Below are 15,950 nucleotides of genomic sequence, written 5' to 3' on the forward strand. Positions count from 1 at the left end.
CATCAACGCACCGGCGACCTCGCGTCGGGCGTCTCTTCCGCTTCGCACACGTCGCGGGCGCAGGTTCTGGCATAGCCAAGCACCAGGCCGAGACTCGCCTCGCTCTGCGCGAGGATCGCCACGATCAGGCCGACCTGCCCGCGCGGCACCTTGCAGGCGACCAGCTTGTGCGTGCGCCCTTCGATCAGCAGATAACCCGGCGAATCGGCGGCCAATTCAGCCATCACGCTGTTGGACAGCGCCATCAGCGAACTAGTCATCGCGGCGAACTTGCCGGCGGACACGCGCGAACGCGAGCGCTCCGCGTAACAGCGACCGTCGCGCAGGGCGAACATGCCGGCGGCGATGCCCGGGCAGTGCTCCATGGCCTTGTCGAGCGCGGCCAGGCACTGCCGCTGGCTGGGCATATCGATGTTCATGCCAGCTCCTGCGGATGTTCCGGATCGAAGCCGAAGCCGAACTCCAGGATCACCAGCAGCAATTCGATCAGCTGCGCGATGTCCTCGCGGCGCCGCGCATCGACGGCCATCACCGGCGCCGTCAGCTCCTGGATCCGCACCGCCTCGCGGCAGGCTTCGGCGATCGCGTCGGCGGCCTGCTCGCTTTTGTTGAGCGCGACGACGAAAGGCATCTTCCGCAGGTCGGCGCGGTAGCAGGCGAGCGTCCGCGACAGCTCGTCCACCGCCGAGGCGCTGGTGGCATCGACCAGCACGATCGCGCCGAGCAGGCCGGTGCGCACCACGTCGAACATGTAGCTGAAGCGCTCCTGCCCGGGCAGCCCGTACAACAGCACGCGAGACTCGTCGTCCAGTTGCAGCTCGCCGTAATCCAGGGCCACGGTGGTGGTTTCCTTCAGGTCGCGCAGCGCGTCCGTGCAGGGCACATCGGTCGACACCGGCGGTATTTCGCTCAACGCCCGGATGCACGTGGTCTTGCCGGCGCCCGGCGCGCCCATGAAGACGATCTTGTGGACTTCGCCCGTCATTTTCTCAATCCGAATCGTTGCAGGATGCGCCCGGCCAGTGCCGACCAGCGGCGCCGCTCCCGCGGCTCATGCGTCGTTGCCGCGTCGCGCACACGCGGAATGCGCTCCACCAGCCCAGCCGCGCGCAACTGCTCGACGCACAGCTCGACGTAGCGCGATGGCAGCTCTGTCCTTTCGGCGATGCGCAGCAGCGGCAGCGGTTCGGCCGATACGCTCGCCATCACGCGCCACCAGGACTTGGGCCAGTCGCCCAGGTCGCGCGGCCACGCGACGAGGCGATAGGACCACTCCAGCGACGACGAGACGTGCGCATGGCGCCGCTCGCCCCGCGCGCGGCCGCCGGCCTCGCTGAGCAAGGCAAGGATCTCCGGCGGCCGCAGCGGACGGTGCAGTGTGCCTTGCGGATGCTGGCGCGGCCGCGAGGAACAGCCGACCACGCGCGGCGCGCCTCCCGGCGGCACGGCCGGCGCGCCGGGTTGATCGAGGTTGATCAGGCACACGTCCGGCAAGGCCCGCATGTCCGGCATGCCCGCATCCACCTCCCACGGCTGCTTGAGATAGGGCTTGAGCAGGCCGAGGATCGAGCGCAGCGCCCCGACTTCTTCCGCGCTGAAGTTGGGGCACGCGATCCGCAGGGCGCGCGTGCTTTCGTCTGGTGGGCGCATGGCCGTTACGCTGCCGGAGACCTTAGACCGATGCCTCCAGCGCGACCATGCTCAGCCGCGAGCGCGCCAGCACCATGCCGATGTTGGCCGTCACGCGCGTGACGAACACCGCCACGTGGCTGGGGTTCTTCTTCGAGCGCAGGAACACGTGGATCAGATTGGTGCTGAACACCACGATCTCGTTGAAATAGCGCGAACCTTGCGCGCGATTGGTGATGCCGCGCGACTGGTCGAACAGGCGCTCGATCTCCACCACGTTCTTGCCCTGGAACAGATCGCCCGTGGCCGCGGCGACCAGGTCGAGGATCTCGCCAGGATGGGAATCGACGGTTTTCACGCCGAGCAGGAAACCGCTGGCCATGTCGACGTAGCCGACGGCCACGCATTCGGGAACGTCGGCCTGCGCCGTCGCTAGGGCTTTATCCAAAGACATCATGCGCCTCGTTGGTGGGTAATGAAGGACTGCGGGTGTGCAGGGAATGCGCGAAGCCGTGGACGAACTCGGCCTGCGCGCGGGTCTGGATGGCCAGGGGCCGCGCGGCGCGCACCCTGGCGATGGCTTCGGCCGCGTCTTCGCCGAACCAGACCAGGGCGGCGGCGAGCGCCGTGCCGGTGCGGCCAAGTCCGCCGCGGCAGTGCACGGCCACGCCGAAGCCGGCGCGCGCGCCTTCCTCGACGACCCGGCAGATGCGGATGGCCTGTTCGACAGTGGGCGGCGTCAGGTCGCGGATCGGCACGTGATGCAAGGCCAGGCCCAGTTCGCGCAGCGTGTCGCGCGGATAGAGGCAACGTTCTTCCGTGCAGACGAGCGCGCGCACGCCTTCGTTGGCGAGGTAACGGAATTGCGCATCCGCGTCGGCGATGATGCCCGGACGGCTCATGCCGCAAAGCAAACCTGGAATCAGCCACCACACGCCGCCATCCGCGCGCGGCTGGCGCGGTGTCGCGGGCATGCTGCAATTGCCGGTGGCCACGTAGACGCATCCGGCAGGTGTCGACGGCTGCTGGAAGAACTGCGCGGTCGGCGCGTGTTCCTGCAGGGTTTTCCCGGCCAGCAGCGCCGTGGCGCCGCCCACCTGCATGCAGTCCTGCCGGTTGTGGGTCGCCACGATCAGGCCGGCGCGTGCGGCGACGGCCTTCATCCTTTCGCGCACCGCGTTCGCCATGGCCTCGGTGAGGCCGGCGGTGGGTTCGTCGAGCAAGTACAGGTCGGCGGGTACCGACAAGGCGTACATCGCCGCAAGGTAGCGAAGGAGACTGCGCAGCTTTCCCGCACCCGCGCGCGGCGCCGGCGATGCCTCGTCCCGCGCGGCGCGCAGCCACTCGCGTATCGCCGGGCTTCCGGCCGGCACCGCGCCCTCGAAGACGTCGCGCTGGCCGAGCCAGGCGATGACGGGCGGCGCCGCGGCGAACGGCGCGCCGCACCAGTCCGCCGGGCCGCGCAGCATCGCGTCGCCGCGGCCGCCGATGGCGGCGAGCAGGGACGACTTGCCCGCGCCGCCGCCGCCGACGAGAAACAGCGCGCCGGGCGCAGCCGCTTCCAGCGTGATTTGCCGCAGCACTTCCCGCGTGCCGCGGACGACGTCGATGTCATGAAGCGCGAGCATGGATTCCCCGATGCCGGCGCGATGGACGGCACGGCGTGGCGCGCATGATGCGCAGGCATCGCCGCGGCGAACATGTCGCGGCAGGACAGCGCCGGGTCAGCACAGGCCAGCGCCGCGCCGCGGCCTGGGATGACCCGGCGCTGGCCCGCCACGCCATGGGATGGCCGCGCCGCCGCCGATACGCTCCCGCGCCTGCACGCTTCCGTCCCGGGTGATTCAATGAGCGCTTCCGACGCGACCGTTCCGCTTCCAGCGCAGTCGCATGTGCATCCGACTGCTGCACCCGCACCCGGCGCGACGATCCTGGTGGTGGACGACAGCGATGCGCTGCGCGATTCCCTGTGCTTCCTGCTGGCGCATGCCGGCTATCGGACCCGTAACGCCGGCTCGGCGGAAAAAGCACTCGACCAGCTGCGGGCATCGCCGACGGTGGATCTGCTGATCACCGATATCGGCCTGCCCCAGGCCGATGGATGGAGCCTCGCGCGCGAGGCCAGGAAACTGCATGCCGGCTTGCCGGTGATCTACATCTCCGGCCACGCGGGATCGGAATGGCGCACGCAGGGTGTCGCCGGCGGCGTGTTCCTGTGCAAGCCTTTCGGCTTCGACGAACTGCTGGAAAACGTCACGCGGCTGATGCCGGCGGTCGCTGCCGGCTGAGGGACGTCATGGCGTGATGCCGCGGCGCCGGCCGCCCGCGCAGCGGCATAAAAGATGAGCCGGCGATGGTCAGTCGCCGGCCCGAACGGTACGGTCAATGAAACGCAGCTCATTGTCCAGCCGAATGCCTAGGGTGTGCCGCCTTCCGGCCTGCGCCACCGCCTGCGATCGAGTCCCCGGGGGCGAGGGCTCAGCCGCGGACGAGGCCCGGAACGCTGTTGCCGGGGGCGGACCAGACGGTTCTGGAAGAAGCGGAGCCTCCGGCGGGTTGCGCGCCGCCGGCGGCTCCTGCCTTTCACGGAAATCCGGAGGGAGTGATGATCCGGACACGACAACCGTGTGAGGCGAAATCAGGTTAGTGCGCTGGTTCCGCTTCGGCCATGTCCGGACAGGCCAAGGTCCGGCCCGCGCGGGACAAGCGCTCACCAGGCCGGCAGCTCGCGCTCGCCGGCCAGCGCGCGGGCGCGCTGCATGGCCTCGTCGCGCGCCTCGGCGTGACCCAGCGCGTCGTAGATGCGGGCCTCCAGCACGACGACGCGCAGATCGTCCTGCGCCCAGGCCGAGAGGGCGCCGCTCACCGCCATGGCCTGGGTCACCTGCCCAGCCTGGATCAACGTGTTCGCATAGGCATAGCCGACGCTGACGATCAGTTCGGGCACGCCCGCTTTCTGCGCGCGCGGCATCAACGCCGCCAGCCGTTCGAGGCCGCGCGCCCGATCGGTGGCAGCGATGGACTCGGCGTCGGCCAGATCGGCATAGACCAGAAACCAGTCGTCGTTCCGCGCCAGCTTGCCGGCCCATGCCTTGAACTGTCCGATCTCCGCGAGAGCCTGTTCCGGCTGGCCGCTGTGCCGCAGCGCGCGCGACAGCAGCAGCCATGTCGCCGCGCGATCGGGATGGTCCAGATCGCCGCCCTGCAAGGCCTGCCTGGCCAGGCGGACGGCTTCGGCATAGTGGCGGCCGCCATAAGCGAGTTCGGCGAGCAGCTCCGGCACTTCGCTGGCGAGCACTTCGTCCTCCTTCGGGTCCAGCTCGCGCTGGAGCTGGCCGGCCAGCGACGAGGCCTCCATCACGCGACCGTTGTCGGCCAGCGCGATGGCACGCACGAACGTCAGCTCGCGGCGCATGTGCACGTCCGCGATGTCCGGACCGATCGGCCAGAAGCGGTCGGTGAAGGCCAGCTCGTCGCGGTACTTCAGCTGCAGCTTCGCGACGCTGGCCATGCCGTCGAGCAGCGAGGGCAGCATCGTCCGCGCGCCATAGCGGGAGAACTGATCGTACGAACGCTGCAGGAACACCATCGCGCTATCGAGCTGCCCTCGCCGCGCCGCGATCAGGCCCATCTCGAAATCCGCGCGCGCCGTGCCGTAGATATTGCCGCTGAGCGTATACGCGGCCCTGCCCTTGCCCAGGAAAGTCACGGCCACGTCGACCTGATCCTGGCTCTGCGCGAGCCATGCACGGTTGAGATACGCATTGGCGAGGAGATCGCCCGCCTTGGCCGTTTCGAGCAGGCCGATGGCCTCGTCCATCATCTTCGTCGCCTTGACCAGCTGGCCGCTGCTCGCGTGGCGCATGGCCAGCGTGTACATCGCCTGTCCGCGCAGCTGCGGCTGCTTGTCCGCGGGCAGGCGGTCGAGCAAGCCCAGCAGGCGCTTCTCGCACGCATCGCGCTGGCCGCGGTCGCAGTCGAGCATGGCTCGCGCGTATTCCACTTTAGGGTCGTCGCGCCACGCCGCGGGCACGCCGTCGATCGCTTTCTGCGCGGCGTCGAACTGATTGTCCAGGCGCGCCGCGGCGACCTTGGCCAGCCAGTCGTCCAGCTGCGTCACGCCCTCTCCTTCGCCGGGCATTTTCCCGCCCAGCCGCAAGAGCAGCGCATCGGATGCCTTCTTCGCCGCCGCGAGCACGTCGCCGGAGGCGGCATCCAGGCTGCCGGAAGGGCCCGTAGCGGAACGCAGGTCCAGCCGGATGCGCCAGTTGCCGTCGGCGAAGGTGGCCGATGGCTGCACCTGCCATGCGGCGTCGAAACGCCGTGCGACCTCGTCCTGGCCATCGCCCAGATCGCCGCCGCGGAACATCGCCACTACCGCTTCGCTGGGCACGGTGCGAATGCCCGATGCCTTCAAGTGGTTGGCGACGATGTCCATCAGCCCGTAGCGCAGCCAGCCCCACTCGCCCTTCGCCTCGACTTTGGCGGGCAGCACGACCACCAGTGCGCCAGGCTCGGCGCGATAGGCATGCTGCGCACTGCTGTGCGCATGCCACCACCAGCCGCCGCCCAGCAGGGTTGCGCCGAGCACGACCGCGAGCATGACGATCCAGCGGCGCCGCAGCCCGTGGCGCGTCGCCGCGATGGCTGAGGACTTGGCCGCGGCAGGTGCGACTGTCTGCGTAGGCGCCGCTTCCGCACCGCGCTGCTCCGTCTGCGGCATGTCGATCGCGGTATCCGCCACCCAGTGGTAGCCGATTCTCGGTACGGTGCGGATGCAGGCGTTTTCTTCGCCGAGTACGCGACGCAGGCGGACGATGTGCTGCGCCAGCAGGTTGTCGCTGACTTCCGTGCGGCCCCAGACCGCGGCGATCAGCTCGTCCTTGCCGACCGGGCGCTCGCGGTGTTCGACGAGATACACCAGCGCATCGAAGGCACTGGCCGGAAGCGTGATGAGCTCCCCGTCCCGCAGCAGCTCGCGGGCCAGCGGATCGAGACGGAATGGACCGAATACATAGACTTGCTTCCCCATGGCCGCATCATACGGCCAGGCCTTTTGCACTTGTGCGGCCCCCTTAGAGGTTTCCGGTTCCGGCGATCCTGCCCGCGTCGGCGCCGGCGGTCCTCGCGCCGGGCGTGCAGTCCCTCATGCACGGCACCGAGCCGGGCTGGTAGGTGCTGGGCAGCTTGCGGTAATCCAGCAGCGTCATGCCGCGTAGCGATACGGGCGCGGCGTCGCGCTTGTTGCGCGCGGCGGTGAGATAACCGTTGATGGCCGTGCCGCCGCCGGTGCGGATGGTATTGCCGGCGATGACCGAGCCATTGACGACGGCCGAGGCTCCGATCGAGATATCGCCGCCCGAGAACGCGCCACCCGCATAGCCGCCGGCCAGCAGCGCCACGTTGCCCAGCGGATGGTCGTGCAAGCGCTGGCGCGCGGTGTCGCAGAATTCCACCGGATGAGCGCGCGCAATATCTGGGGTTCGCTGCTGCCCCGCAGGCGTGGCGTTCGCGCACATCGCCTCGTAGCCCGCGTAATTGGGCGCGTCCACGCGCAGGCCGCCGGCGACCGCGATGTCGCCCGTCGCGATCGCGGTGATCGGTCCATTGCCTCCGCTCAGGCTCAGGTCGCCGTGGAACCAGAGCACCCCGCGCGCGAAGCGCTTCCCGCGCAACCTCCACACGCCATCGCGGTAAGCCAGGCAATCGCGCCGGCCGGACAGCGCCTGGCAGATCGCGCCAGACGGCATGGCCGGCCCTGCGCAGCGCCCCTTGCCGTCGCCCGTGAGCGTGCCCGGCACGAGCCGGGTGCACAGCCCAATCCGGTAGCCGCGCCCGTGGGTCTGCGGATACCAGCCGAGGAAGTACGTACCGCCGTCGATGCCGGCGACATGGGACACGGTCACGCGGATCGCCCCGTCGAGCTTTTCGAAGGCGTAGTTCGCCGAAGCCTTCAAGGCATAAGCGTCGATGGCCGGCCGCTCGATCGTCACCGGGGACAGTGCGGCGATGGCCACAGGCGCGACGCCTGTTTCCAGGCCCGGCTGCGAGACGATGCGCGCCGGCATGAGGCTCTCGCTCTTGCGGAGCCTGCCGCCGATCCGGCCGTTCACGCCGCCCCAGCTGTGGACGCCCAGGTCGCCCTGGGCCGCGACCTCGCCGATGGACCCGAAGCCTTCGAGCGCGACATTGCCGCGGGTCGCCACGCGCTCCGCGCCCGAGCCGGTCAACGTCACGTCGCCGATGGCGCGGATCGAAGTTCCGCGGTTGCTGCCCGCGTACAGCACGTTGCCGTTGGCGCGGATCGAACCGGCGCTGCCGCCGCTGCCGGTCCAACGCACCGATCCCATCGTATCGATGCTCGCGACGCTGACACCGCCGGCAGCGACCACCACGTCGCCGATCGCGCTGACCGAGGACGCGCTGCCGCCGTTGAAGATGACGGCGCCATTGGAACGGATCGCGAACGGTCTCGCACCGCCGTCGATGGTGACGTCGCCCAGCGCGTCGATCAGGTCCGCGCTGGCGGCGCCGGTCACGGTGACGGCGCCATTGGCATAGATGCGGCCGACGTGGACGCCGCTGCCCACGCTCACGCTGCCGGTGGCGCGCAAAGTGTCGATGCCTTCGATCGAGGCACTGTCCAACGAGACGTTGCCCGCCACGTTGAGGTTGGCGCGGGCATCTCCCAACACCCTGATGCCACCGGTGAGGTCGAGGTCCTCATAGATATTGATGGTGTCGATCAGCGTGGGCTTGCGGCCGCCGCCTGGAGCATCGCCGCCCGGCGCAGGCGCGACCTCGTACACCACCTGGATCGGCGGCTTGCCCGCGGCGGCGTCGATGTCCGCCGTGACGCGGTAGGCGTCCCGACTCGCGCCGTCCCGGTCCTGGACCACGTTCACGATGCGGGCGGACACGCCATGGGCGCCACCGAGGCTTCTGCCACCGGCCAGTCCGGCGAGGGTGTTTTCGTCCGCCCCTTCCAGAAAGCGGCGGACCGATTCGGCTTCTTCCCACGCACTTGGAACTGCGGTTACTGCGGGCCTTGAGCTCGCTTGCTTCTCCCGGATGCCGCGCATCGCATGCGCGACCCCGAAGGCCGTGGCCGTCATGGCCAGCGCGGCCAGGATCGCCGACAGCAGCGCGCCCGGACCACGGCGGCGGCGCCTGTTGCCGTCAACGGATCGCTGATTCATGGGAGGTGTTGGCCGGTGCGGGCCGGCCCGGAGCGGGCAACGGGAAGCGGCGCAGACGCCGCCGTGGGGACGCCCCTGAGCGATGCCCCGTCTCGCTCCGGCGTCTTCCGAAGCTCGGGCAGTGCTGGGCAATGCAGGCGCATGGCGATCGACCCGGCGGCCGGCATGCCGCATCTCCCTGTGAATGAATGAAGGTTCGCCCTTCCCGAGCCGGACTCCGGAGTGAGGGGGTGGGCCGGCTCGCGGGGGCGAACAGGACGGCAGTCTTCGTCATGCACCGCGGGCCGGGACAGTTCCGCAATGCACCATCGTCGAGTCAGTTGAGGCCAGCGACGTGCGGCACCGCGGGATCGGCCCGCGCCCCCGGGCAACAGGAAGCCGGCGGCGACGCGGCAGACATCGGATCGGACCAGCCGGCGCCGGGCAACCGAGCTTTCGGCAGCGCCGGCGCCCCGCGCCATCAAAATTCAAGCCACTGAAACAAAAGGAAAAGATGGCCCGCACATAGAAAAAGCATCCCGCGACCATGGTTCGCGAATGCCGATCCGCTCGGGAAATCGAGACTGGCTCTGCATTCCTGCACCGAGGGGAGTTGGAGCCACCATGACGCCGATGTCGCCCGAGCGGCTGCACGTACCTGCCGCCCACGCCGCCACCCTGCGCCGCCTGATCGCCACCCGTCTGCTGGAGGCCCCCCGGGTCTTCGAAGACCTGGACCGGGAGATCGTGCATGCCGGCAACGAAGGAACCCTTCCCCTGCGCCTCGAAGGCCGGCTCTGCGCCCGCGCTGAGGAGCGTGGCCTGGAGCCGGGGCTCGGCTATGCCGCCGGTTTCGCCGCGCGTGTGGTGGAGCACGGCGTGCTGGGCTATGCCCTGATGAGCTGCGCCACGCTGGGCGACGCCCTCAAGCTCTGGATCCGCTTCGCCCCCACCCTGGTGGGCGGCTTCGAGATCCGCCAGGCCACGGGCGCGGGCGGGCTGGAACTGACCATCGGAGATCTCTACCCGACCCTGCCGGGCCGCACGGTGGCCCTGGACCGGTTCGTCGCCTTCACTCTGCGCCTGGGCGAGCTGCTCGCCGGCGTACCGCTTAGCGCGCTGGCGCTGTACCTGCCGGCGCGCATGCTGTCCCGTTTCGTGGCGGCGGGCGACGGCGTCAGGCTTCCGCCGATGGCCGCCGACCCGGCGCAGATCCGCCTGCTGGTGCCGGCGAGTGCGCTGGATGCTCCCATCGCCACCGGACACCCGGCCGTGCTGGGCGTGCTGCTGCAGCAGTGCGAACTCGAACATGCCCGCGCCCGGCAGCCGGGCGACTGGGTTGGCCGGGTGGAACGCCTGCTGGAGCGCTGCCTCGATACGCCGGTGCCGATCGAAACCGCGGCCAGGGCGCTGTGCGTCTCGACCCGCACGCTCAAGCGCCGGCTGCGGGAGGAAGGCTGGAACTATCGCGCCGTGGTCGATCAGGTGCGCAAGCGCGAGGCGCTGCGCGTCATGAGCAATCCGGCGCTGCGCATCGAAGACATTGCGGCCATGGTCGGATACACCGACCAGGCCAACTTCGCCCGCGCGTTCCGGCGCTGGACCGGCAAGGCGCCTGGCTCCTACCGCGCGCGGGGCAGCAACGTCACGCCGTTGCGGCAGCCGGCGGCGGCTGAAGCGCATGGCGATGGCGACTGCGATTGCGACATAGCGGCCTAGACCGCGGCGGCGACGCTCAACCCCACAGGCCGCCGCCGGCCGATGCCAGCGGCGAGGCCAGTACCGTGCGGTCCAGCCAGGACGCGTTGAACCATTCGACGAAATCGCCGCGCATCTGCGGTGTCAGTTCGTGCTTGGCCAGATAGCGCCGCTGCGTGCAGCCGGCGCGGTGCCGGGCCAGCTGCACGGCAGCATGGCCGGCGGCCTCCACCGGCACGCCTTCGTCCAGCACGCCGTGCCCGATGAAGGCATGCAGATAACGCATCCCCTCGCGCGACGCGACCGCCGGCCAGCGGCTGGCCAGCAGCCCCAACCCGCCGACGCACTCGCTCGGACACAAGGCCACGGCCGCGCCCAGCGTGCCGCCCTGACCGAAGCCCGCAATGGCGGTGCGCGAAGCATCCACGCCCAGCCAGGCCTGCAGCGTGCGGATAAAACCGACCACACCTTTGACGCTCGAACGGAATTCGGCACTCGTCGCCTCGGCGCGATCCGCGCCATGCATGTCCCAGGCGAAGGCGCCGCGACGCAACGGAATGCAGGCGCGCGGCATGACCACTGCCACGCCTTCGGCGATGGCGCCGGCCATGCCGGCGAGCTGCTGTTCGTTCTCTCCCGCGTCGTGCAACAGCACGAGCAGCGACGCCACGTAGCCATATCCGCCCTTCCTCAGCAGGAAGGGAAACGCGAAGCGCGGATCTTCGATCCATTCCAGTCCCTGGTCACGGCATGGCGGAATCCCGTTCCGCGAGAGCAGAGAAGTTTGGCGTGACATGATCGTCTGGCTGAAGGTGCGGACCTGCATGGCGCCTCGCACCCGAAGGGGGGCGGAAGAGGCGTCTCTGGCGATGCGCGCAGACGCATCGTCTCGTGTGCCGTCCATCGCCATGCGGGCGTGCGACCGGTCACGGAATGAATGCAGTATCCGGATTCGCTGGCACGACGGCAGGTGATTTCAGGCCCCTGCCACCTCAAAAAAGGCCAGCGCCGTCACACGCCGGACAAGCAACCGGCGCCAGTTGTGACGCAGCGATCGTGATGCAGCGATCGGCGATGGCGGCCACGCCGGCACGGTGCGAGATCACCAGCAGGACGGTCGACGGCAGCCGGCGCTTGAGCATGCGCAGCACGGCCTGTTCGGAGGCGGCGTCCAGGGCGCCGGTGGACTCGTCCAGCAAGGCCAGGAACGGCCGGCGCAGCAGCACCTGGGCCAGCAGCAGCCGCTGCAGCTCGCCGCCGGACAACTGACCGGACGCGCCGCGCAGCGGCGTGTCGAGTCCCTGCCCTGCGCCCCGTAGCCGGCGGTCCAGCCCGACATCGGCGAGCGCGGCATGCATCGCCGCATCGCTCGCCGACGGGTCGGCCCAGCGCAGGCACTCCCGCACGGTGGCCTGCCAGGGGCGCACATGCTGGCTCACATAGGCGCCGCGGCCGACCAGTTGCCGGTACGTCGCGAAATCGATCGTCCGCCCGCCGAGGCGCGCGGCGAATGACGCCGGTTCCACGAGTCCGGCGAGCACGTCCGCGAGGCTGCTCTTGCCCGCGCCGGAATCGCCCGCGATCAAGGTCAGCTCGCCCGGCACCAGCGACAGGTCGCACACCTCGACACCGTGAGGCGTCGAGGTGATCCGCACCTGCTCGATCCGGATCGACGCACCTGCCTCCGCGACATCCGGCAGCGGCGCCAGTGCATCGGCATCCAGCGCCATGTAGCGCCGCCACAGCTCGAACGCTGCGCCCGCGGAGCGCAGCTGCCGGAAGCTCTGCCGCGTCGAGACCAGATACGGCAGCAGGCGTCCCAGCAACAGGCTGACCGCGATCAACGACGCCTGCGCCTCGCCTTGGCTGCGGTGGGCCAGGACGAACATCGCGGCAATGCCCAGCGCCGCCACGGATTCCAGCAGCAGCCGGCCGGACGATTGCATGTCCAGCTGACGCTCGTAGCCGCGCGCGAGTCGTCCCGTCATGTCGCCATAGGCGGCGCATTCGGCCTGCTCGCGGCCGAACGAACGGATGTGGCGCAAGCGCCTCGGGAAATCCTCGCTGAGCCAGAACAGCTGCGTCATGTCGGCGACATAGGCGCGGCTCACCGCTGCCTGCTCCTGCCCGCGCGCCCGGGCCACCATGATGCCGATCGTCCCGAGCACCGGCGCTGCCAGCATCAGCCAGGGCGAAATCCAGAACGCGAAGGCGAGGCTGATCGCGCAGGTGAGTCCCGCGATCCACAGCTGCAGCAAACCGCTGAAGCCTTGCACCATCAGCTCGACGTTATGAGTGAGCAGGTTCGCCACCTCCGCGGAGGTGGCATCCGCCAGCGCCGCGAGCGGCGCACGGATGAGCCGCGCATGCACGCGGCTCCGCAGGTCCGCGCCATATGCGCCCACCAGTTGGGCGGCGACTTTCGCAGCCGCCCAGCGCAGCAGGGCGAGCACGACGGCAGCCGCGACGAAGACGACGGCCTGCACCTCGATGCCGCGATGCAGATCGAAACGACCATCGCCCGCCATGTCGCCGAGACTGACCAAGGGCACCATCAGCATGGCCGCGAGGCTGCCCGTGAGCGCCGAACCCAGCGACAACGCCACGTAGGCGGCGATGCGCCATGCATGCCGGTGCGCGATGGTGCCGGCGAACAAGTCGGGAAGCAGCCAGTGCCGGCGCGGCGCAGCGGTCATGCGCTCAGCCCAGCAGGGACAACAGCGCCGCGACGCCGTCGTCTGGGTGGCGGCCGCGATCGAGCCGGTACACGCCGATGTCCAGGCAGGCCTGCACGAACCGGCTCCACGCCGGCTGCGCGGATGCGTACGGCTGGTCGGCGGCGAGCGCGGCCGGCACCGCGGCGGCGGGCAGCGGTGCGAGCAGGCGCGAGGCATCCGCGGCCGACTGCGCCGAGACCAGCACGATGCCGGCGAGCTTCATCGGCGTGGGTGCCAGCCGGCCGGGCCCGCGCCGCAGGTCGGCTTCGTACTTCTCGACGCCGCTGCGGCGGCGGATCGTCGGCGAGCCGCGGATCCATTCGCGTACGCCGTCATCGACGAAGCGGAACGCGTCCTCTTTCAGGTGAAGATAGTTGCCGACGCCGGTGGCGAGCAGGCGGTCCGGCTGCACGAACACCGCATCCTCGGCGAGGAACTCCATGCCGCGCAGCCAGCCGTGCAGCGACAGCGTCGACTTGCCCGCGCCGCTGTCGCCCAGCAACAGCACGCCGCGGCCTTCGCGCCCGATGCAGGCGCCGTGCAACGGCACGAGGGACTGCGTTCGCGAGGCGAGCACGAAGACCGCGAACTCGATCAGTTCGTAGCGCACGTGGTACGAGTGGCGCAACAGCATGTCTTCGTCCACGACCACCAGCGCTTCGCACCGCGACGGCGCGATCACCGCGTAGTTGCAGGCATCCATCACGCCGCACAGCAGACCGGCACCGGCGTGCATGCGCACGGGCGGCGGCTCGTCCATCTCGATCCGTCCCTCCCGCCGCGCCAGGCGCAGATCGATGCGCAGCTGCGGCACGTCCAGCGACAGGCGATGTTCGGGCAGGCCGCCGTAGGCCGCGTCGACCAGGGCCAGCAGCGCTTCGCTGTCGCTGTGAAAGCGGATGTCCGCGCCGAGGATGCGGCGGCGCGGACAGGTGTGTTGCGCGATGCGTTCGCCGAATGGGTCGGCGCACGGGTCATGGGGACGGTGGCGCGAAGAAAGATCCGTCGTCGTCAAGCGGGCGCTCCGGTCTCGGGCGATGGCCTGCCGGTCTGCGGCCAATGTCTCCGTGAGTGCTTACCGCGACGTGAAAGGTTGCTTCGCGCGAAGCGTCGTCGCGACACGGCCGGCCACAACCGAATCGTTCGCCGACAGCACTCACGCCCAAGCGACACCGGAACGGAACGGCCGCGAACGCGGCCGGGCCATGGCGACGACACAGGCCCCCTACATGCTACGAATCCAGGTCAGCCACTCGTATTTCCTGCGCTACGACCGCAAGCAGTGGGAGCGCGGCAAGCCCTACCCGCCGCTGGCCACGCTGCAAGTAGCGTCCCTGCTGCGCGACCTGGGACACGGCGTGAGCCTGTTCGACGCCATGCTGGCCGACGGCGTGGAGGACTATGCCGGCTCGCTCGCGGCGGATGCGCCGCAGCTGGTGGTCCTGTACGAAGACAACTTCAACTACCTCACCAAGATGTGCCTCAGCCGCATGCGCGAGGCGGCCTGCCGGATGATCGCCGAGGCGCGCGCGCACGGCGCGCGGGTGATCGTCGCCGGCTCCGATGCGTCGGACCATCCGGAAGTGTTCCTCGCCGCGGGCGCCGAAGCGGTGCTCGTCGGCGAGGGCATCGCGGCGCTGGCCGAGCTGGTCGGTCGCCTGGAGCGCAACCTGGACATCGAAGCCGCCGACTGGACCGCCGGCCTGCCCGGCGTCGCCGCGTGGAGCGGCGGACAGCAGCGGCTGACCCGCATCGGCGCGCAGCCGCCCGATCCGCGCCTGGGCGGCCATCCGGCCTGGGACCTGATCGACATCGAGCGCTATCGCACGCTGTGGCAGGAACGGCACGGCTATTTCAGCCTCAACATGGCCGCCTCGCGAGGCTGCCCGTTCCGTTGCCACTGGTGCGCCAAGCCCATCTGGGGCAACCACTACAAGCAACGCGGCCCGGCGGACATCGCCGCGGAGATGACGCATCTCAAGCGCGCGTTCCGGCCGGACCACATCTGGATGGCCGACGACATCTTCGGCTTCCACCTGCACTGGGTGGAGGAATTCGCCGCGCACCTGCACGCGTCCGACGGCTCGGTGCCGTTCACCATCCAGACCCGCGCCGACCTTTCCAGCGAACGCATGGTCGCCGCGCTGGCGCAGGCCGGCTGCGCGGAGGCGTGGATCGGCGCCGAGAGCGGCAGCCAGCAGGTGCTGGACCGCATGAACAAGGGCACCACCGTCGACGCATTGATCGATGCGCGCGAGCGTTTCGGCCGTCACGGCATCCGCGTGGGTTTCTTCGTGCAGCTCGGCTATCTGGGCGAGCGGCTGGAGGACATCGAAGCCACCCGCGCGCTGATCACCCGCGCCGCTCCCGACGACATCGGCGTCAGCGTGTCCTATCCCCTGCCCGGCACCAAGTTCTACGAGCAGGTGAAGGCGCAGCTCGGCCGCAAGACGCATTGGGAGGACAGCGCGGACCTGGCCATGATGTTCCGTGGCGCGTACGAGTCGGAGTTCTATCGCCGCGTGCGCGATCTGCTGCACGAACAGGTGCTGCTGCAGATCGCGCGCGACGAGGCGGGGCTGGCCGCGTTGGATGCGCGCTGGCATGCGCTGATGGCGGAAGAACCGCGCTACCGCCGCGCGGATGCGACGCCGGCGGGAGAGATCGCGCCGCTGACGCGCGCGGTAAGCGGTGTTGCATGAAATTTCACGTCCGCGTCCCTTCTCCC

At 69.8% G+C, this 15,950-nt stretch carries 13 protein-coding genes; 3 read left to right on the plus strand and 10 right to left on the minus strand.

Going from position 1 to position 15,950, the window contains the following annotated elements; genetic code table 11:
- Positions 1-2 precede the first annotated feature (2 nt).
- The 5 genes from RKE25_RS12995 to RKE25_RS13015 are packed head-to-tail and all read right to left on the minus strand — an operon-like array spanning position 3 to position 3,257.
- A complete protein-coding gene (locus RKE25_RS12995) occupies positions 3-419 on the minus strand; it encodes a hypothetical protein (RefSeq protein ID WP_311838527.1) in 417 nt (138 codons plus the stop codon).
- A complete protein-coding gene (locus RKE25_RS13000; protein ID WP_311838528.1) occupies positions 416-985 on the minus strand; it encodes an ATP/GTP-binding protein in 570 nt (189 codons plus the stop codon). The genes RKE25_RS12995 and RKE25_RS13000 overlap by 4 nt, the downstream gene beginning before the upstream one ends.
- Entirely contained in the window at positions 982-1,650 is a 669-nt protein-coding gene (locus tag RKE25_RS13005) for a hypothetical protein (RefSeq protein WP_311838529.1), read from the minus strand. The genes RKE25_RS13000 and RKE25_RS13005 overlap by 4 nt, the downstream gene beginning before the upstream one ends.
- A gap of 22 nt (positions 1,651-1,672) precedes the next feature.
- Positions 1,673-2,086 (minus strand): hypothetical protein, encoded by a 414-nt coding sequence (locus tag RKE25_RS13010; protein ID WP_311838530.1) that lies wholly within the window; start codon positions 2,084-2,086, stop codon positions 1,673-1,675.
- A complete protein-coding gene (locus tag RKE25_RS13015; protein ID WP_311838531.1) occupies positions 2,070-3,257 on the minus strand; it encodes a protein-tyrosine phosphatase family protein in 1,188 nt (395 codons plus the stop codon). Before RKE25_RS13015 ends, RKE25_RS13010 begins: the two co-directional genes overlap by 17 nt.
- Positions 3,258-3,476: 219 nt before the next feature.
- Between RKE25_RS13015 and RKE25_RS13020 the strand changes: the two genes are divergently transcribed.
- Entirely contained in the window at positions 3,477-3,917 is a 441-nt protein-coding gene (locus RKE25_RS13020; RefSeq protein WP_311838532.1) for a response regulator, read from the plus strand.
- A gap of 422 nt (positions 3,918-4,339) precedes the next feature.
- On the opposite strand, the gene RKE25_RS13025 is transcribed toward RKE25_RS13020, so the two are convergent.
- Positions 4,340-6,661 (minus strand): transcriptional regulator, encoded by a 2,322-nt coding sequence (locus RKE25_RS13025; protein ID WP_311838533.1) that lies wholly within the window; start codon positions 6,659-6,661, stop codon positions 4,340-4,342.
- Positions 6,662-6,704: 43 nt separating this feature from the next.
- Complete coding sequence (locus RKE25_RS13030; protein WP_311838534.1) at positions 6,705-8,828, minus strand: hypothetical protein; 2,124 nt, start codon at positions 8,826-8,828, stop codon at positions 6,705-6,707.
- A 603-nt stretch (positions 8,829-9,431) separates the two neighbouring features.
- On the opposite strand from RKE25_RS13030, the gene RKE25_RS13035 reads away from it, so the two are divergent.
- The gene (locus RKE25_RS13035; protein ID WP_311838535.1) at positions 9,432-10,526 is read left to right on the plus strand and encodes a helix-turn-helix domain-containing protein; all 1,095 of its coding nucleotides are present in this window, start codon (positions 9,432-9,434) and stop codon (positions 10,524-10,526) included.
- 16 nt (positions 10,527-10,542) lie between these two features.
- Here the strand turns inward: RKE25_RS13035 and RKE25_RS13040 are convergent, their stop codons facing one another.
- From RKE25_RS13040 to RKE25_RS13050, 3 genes are all read right to left on the minus strand, one after another.
- On the minus strand, positions 10,543-11,301 hold the full coding sequence (locus RKE25_RS13040) for a hypothetical protein (protein ID WP_311838536.1): 759 nt from the start codon (positions 11,299-11,301) through the stop codon (positions 10,543-10,545).
- Positions 11,302-11,497: 196 nt separating this feature from the next.
- A complete protein-coding gene (locus tag RKE25_RS13045) occupies positions 11,498-13,201 on the minus strand; it encodes an ABC transporter ATP-binding protein (protein ID WP_311838537.1) in 1,704 nt (567 codons plus the stop codon).
- A gap of 4 nt (positions 13,202-13,205) precedes the next feature.
- Entirely contained in the window at positions 13,206-14,237 is a 1,032-nt protein-coding gene (locus RKE25_RS13050) for a serine kinase (RefSeq protein WP_311838538.1), read from the minus strand.
- A 214-nt stretch (positions 14,238-14,451) separates the two neighbouring features.
- Here RKE25_RS13050 and RKE25_RS13055 point away from each other — a divergent pair, with 214 nt between their 5' ends.
- Positions 14,452-15,924, plus strand: a complete 1,473-nt coding sequence (locus tag RKE25_RS13055; protein ID WP_311838539.1) for a radical SAM protein — start codon at positions 14,452-14,454, stop codon at positions 15,922-15,924.
- The last annotated feature ends 26 nt before the right edge of the window (positions 15,925-15,950 follow it).

This window comes from Dyella sp. BiH032, from assembly GCF_031954525.1.
In the GTDB taxonomy this organism is placed as follows: domain Bacteria; phylum Pseudomonadota; class Gammaproteobacteria; order Xanthomonadales; family Rhodanobacteraceae; genus Dyella_D.

Excerpts from the sequence above, each read along its gene's own strand:
- RKE25_RS12995 (WP_311838527.1), bottom strand. The coding sequence starts at position 419 with ATGAACATCGATATGCCCAGCCAGCGGCAGTGCCTGGCCGCGCTCGAC.
- RKE25_RS13000 (WP_311838528.1), bottom strand. The coding sequence starts at position 985 with ATGACGGGCGAAGTCCACAAGATCGTCTTCATGGGCGCGCCGGGCGCC.
- RKE25_RS13005 (WP_311838529.1), bottom strand. The coding sequence starts at position 1,650 with ATGCGCCCACCAGACGAAAGCACGCGCGCCCTGCGGATCGCGTGCCCC.
- RKE25_RS13010 (WP_311838530.1), bottom strand. The coding sequence starts at position 2,086 with ATGATGTCTTTGGATAAAGCCCTAGCGACGGCGCAGGCCGACGTTCCC.
- RKE25_RS13015 (WP_311838531.1), bottom strand. The coding sequence starts at position 3,257 with ATGCTCGCGCTTCATGACATCGACGTCGTCCGCGGCACGCGGGAAGTG.
- RKE25_RS13020 (WP_311838532.1), top strand. The coding sequence starts at position 3,477 with ATGAGCGCTTCCGACGCGACCGTTCCGCTTCCAGCGCAGTCGCATGTG.
- RKE25_RS13025 (WP_311838533.1), bottom strand. The coding sequence starts at position 6,661 with ATGGGGAAGCAAGTCTATGTATTCGGTCCATTCCGTCTCGATCCGCTG.
- RKE25_RS13030 (WP_311838534.1), bottom strand. The coding sequence starts at position 8,828 with ATGAATCAGCGATCCGTTGACGGCAACAGGCGCCGCCGCCGTGGTCCG.
- RKE25_RS13035 (WP_311838535.1), top strand. The coding sequence starts at position 9,432 with ATGACGCCGATGTCGCCCGAGCGGCTGCACGTACCTGCCGCCCACGCC.
- RKE25_RS13040 (WP_311838536.1), bottom strand. The coding sequence starts at position 11,301 with ATGTCACGCCAAACTTCTCTGCTCTCGCGGAACGGGATTCCGCCATGC.
- RKE25_RS13045 (WP_311838537.1), bottom strand. The coding sequence starts at position 13,201 with ATGACCGCTGCGCCGCGCCGGCACTGGCTGCTTCCCGACTTGTTCGCC.
- RKE25_RS13055 (WP_311838539.1), top strand. The coding sequence starts at position 14,452 with ATGCTACGAATCCAGGTCAGCCACTCGTATTTCCTGCGCTACGACCGC.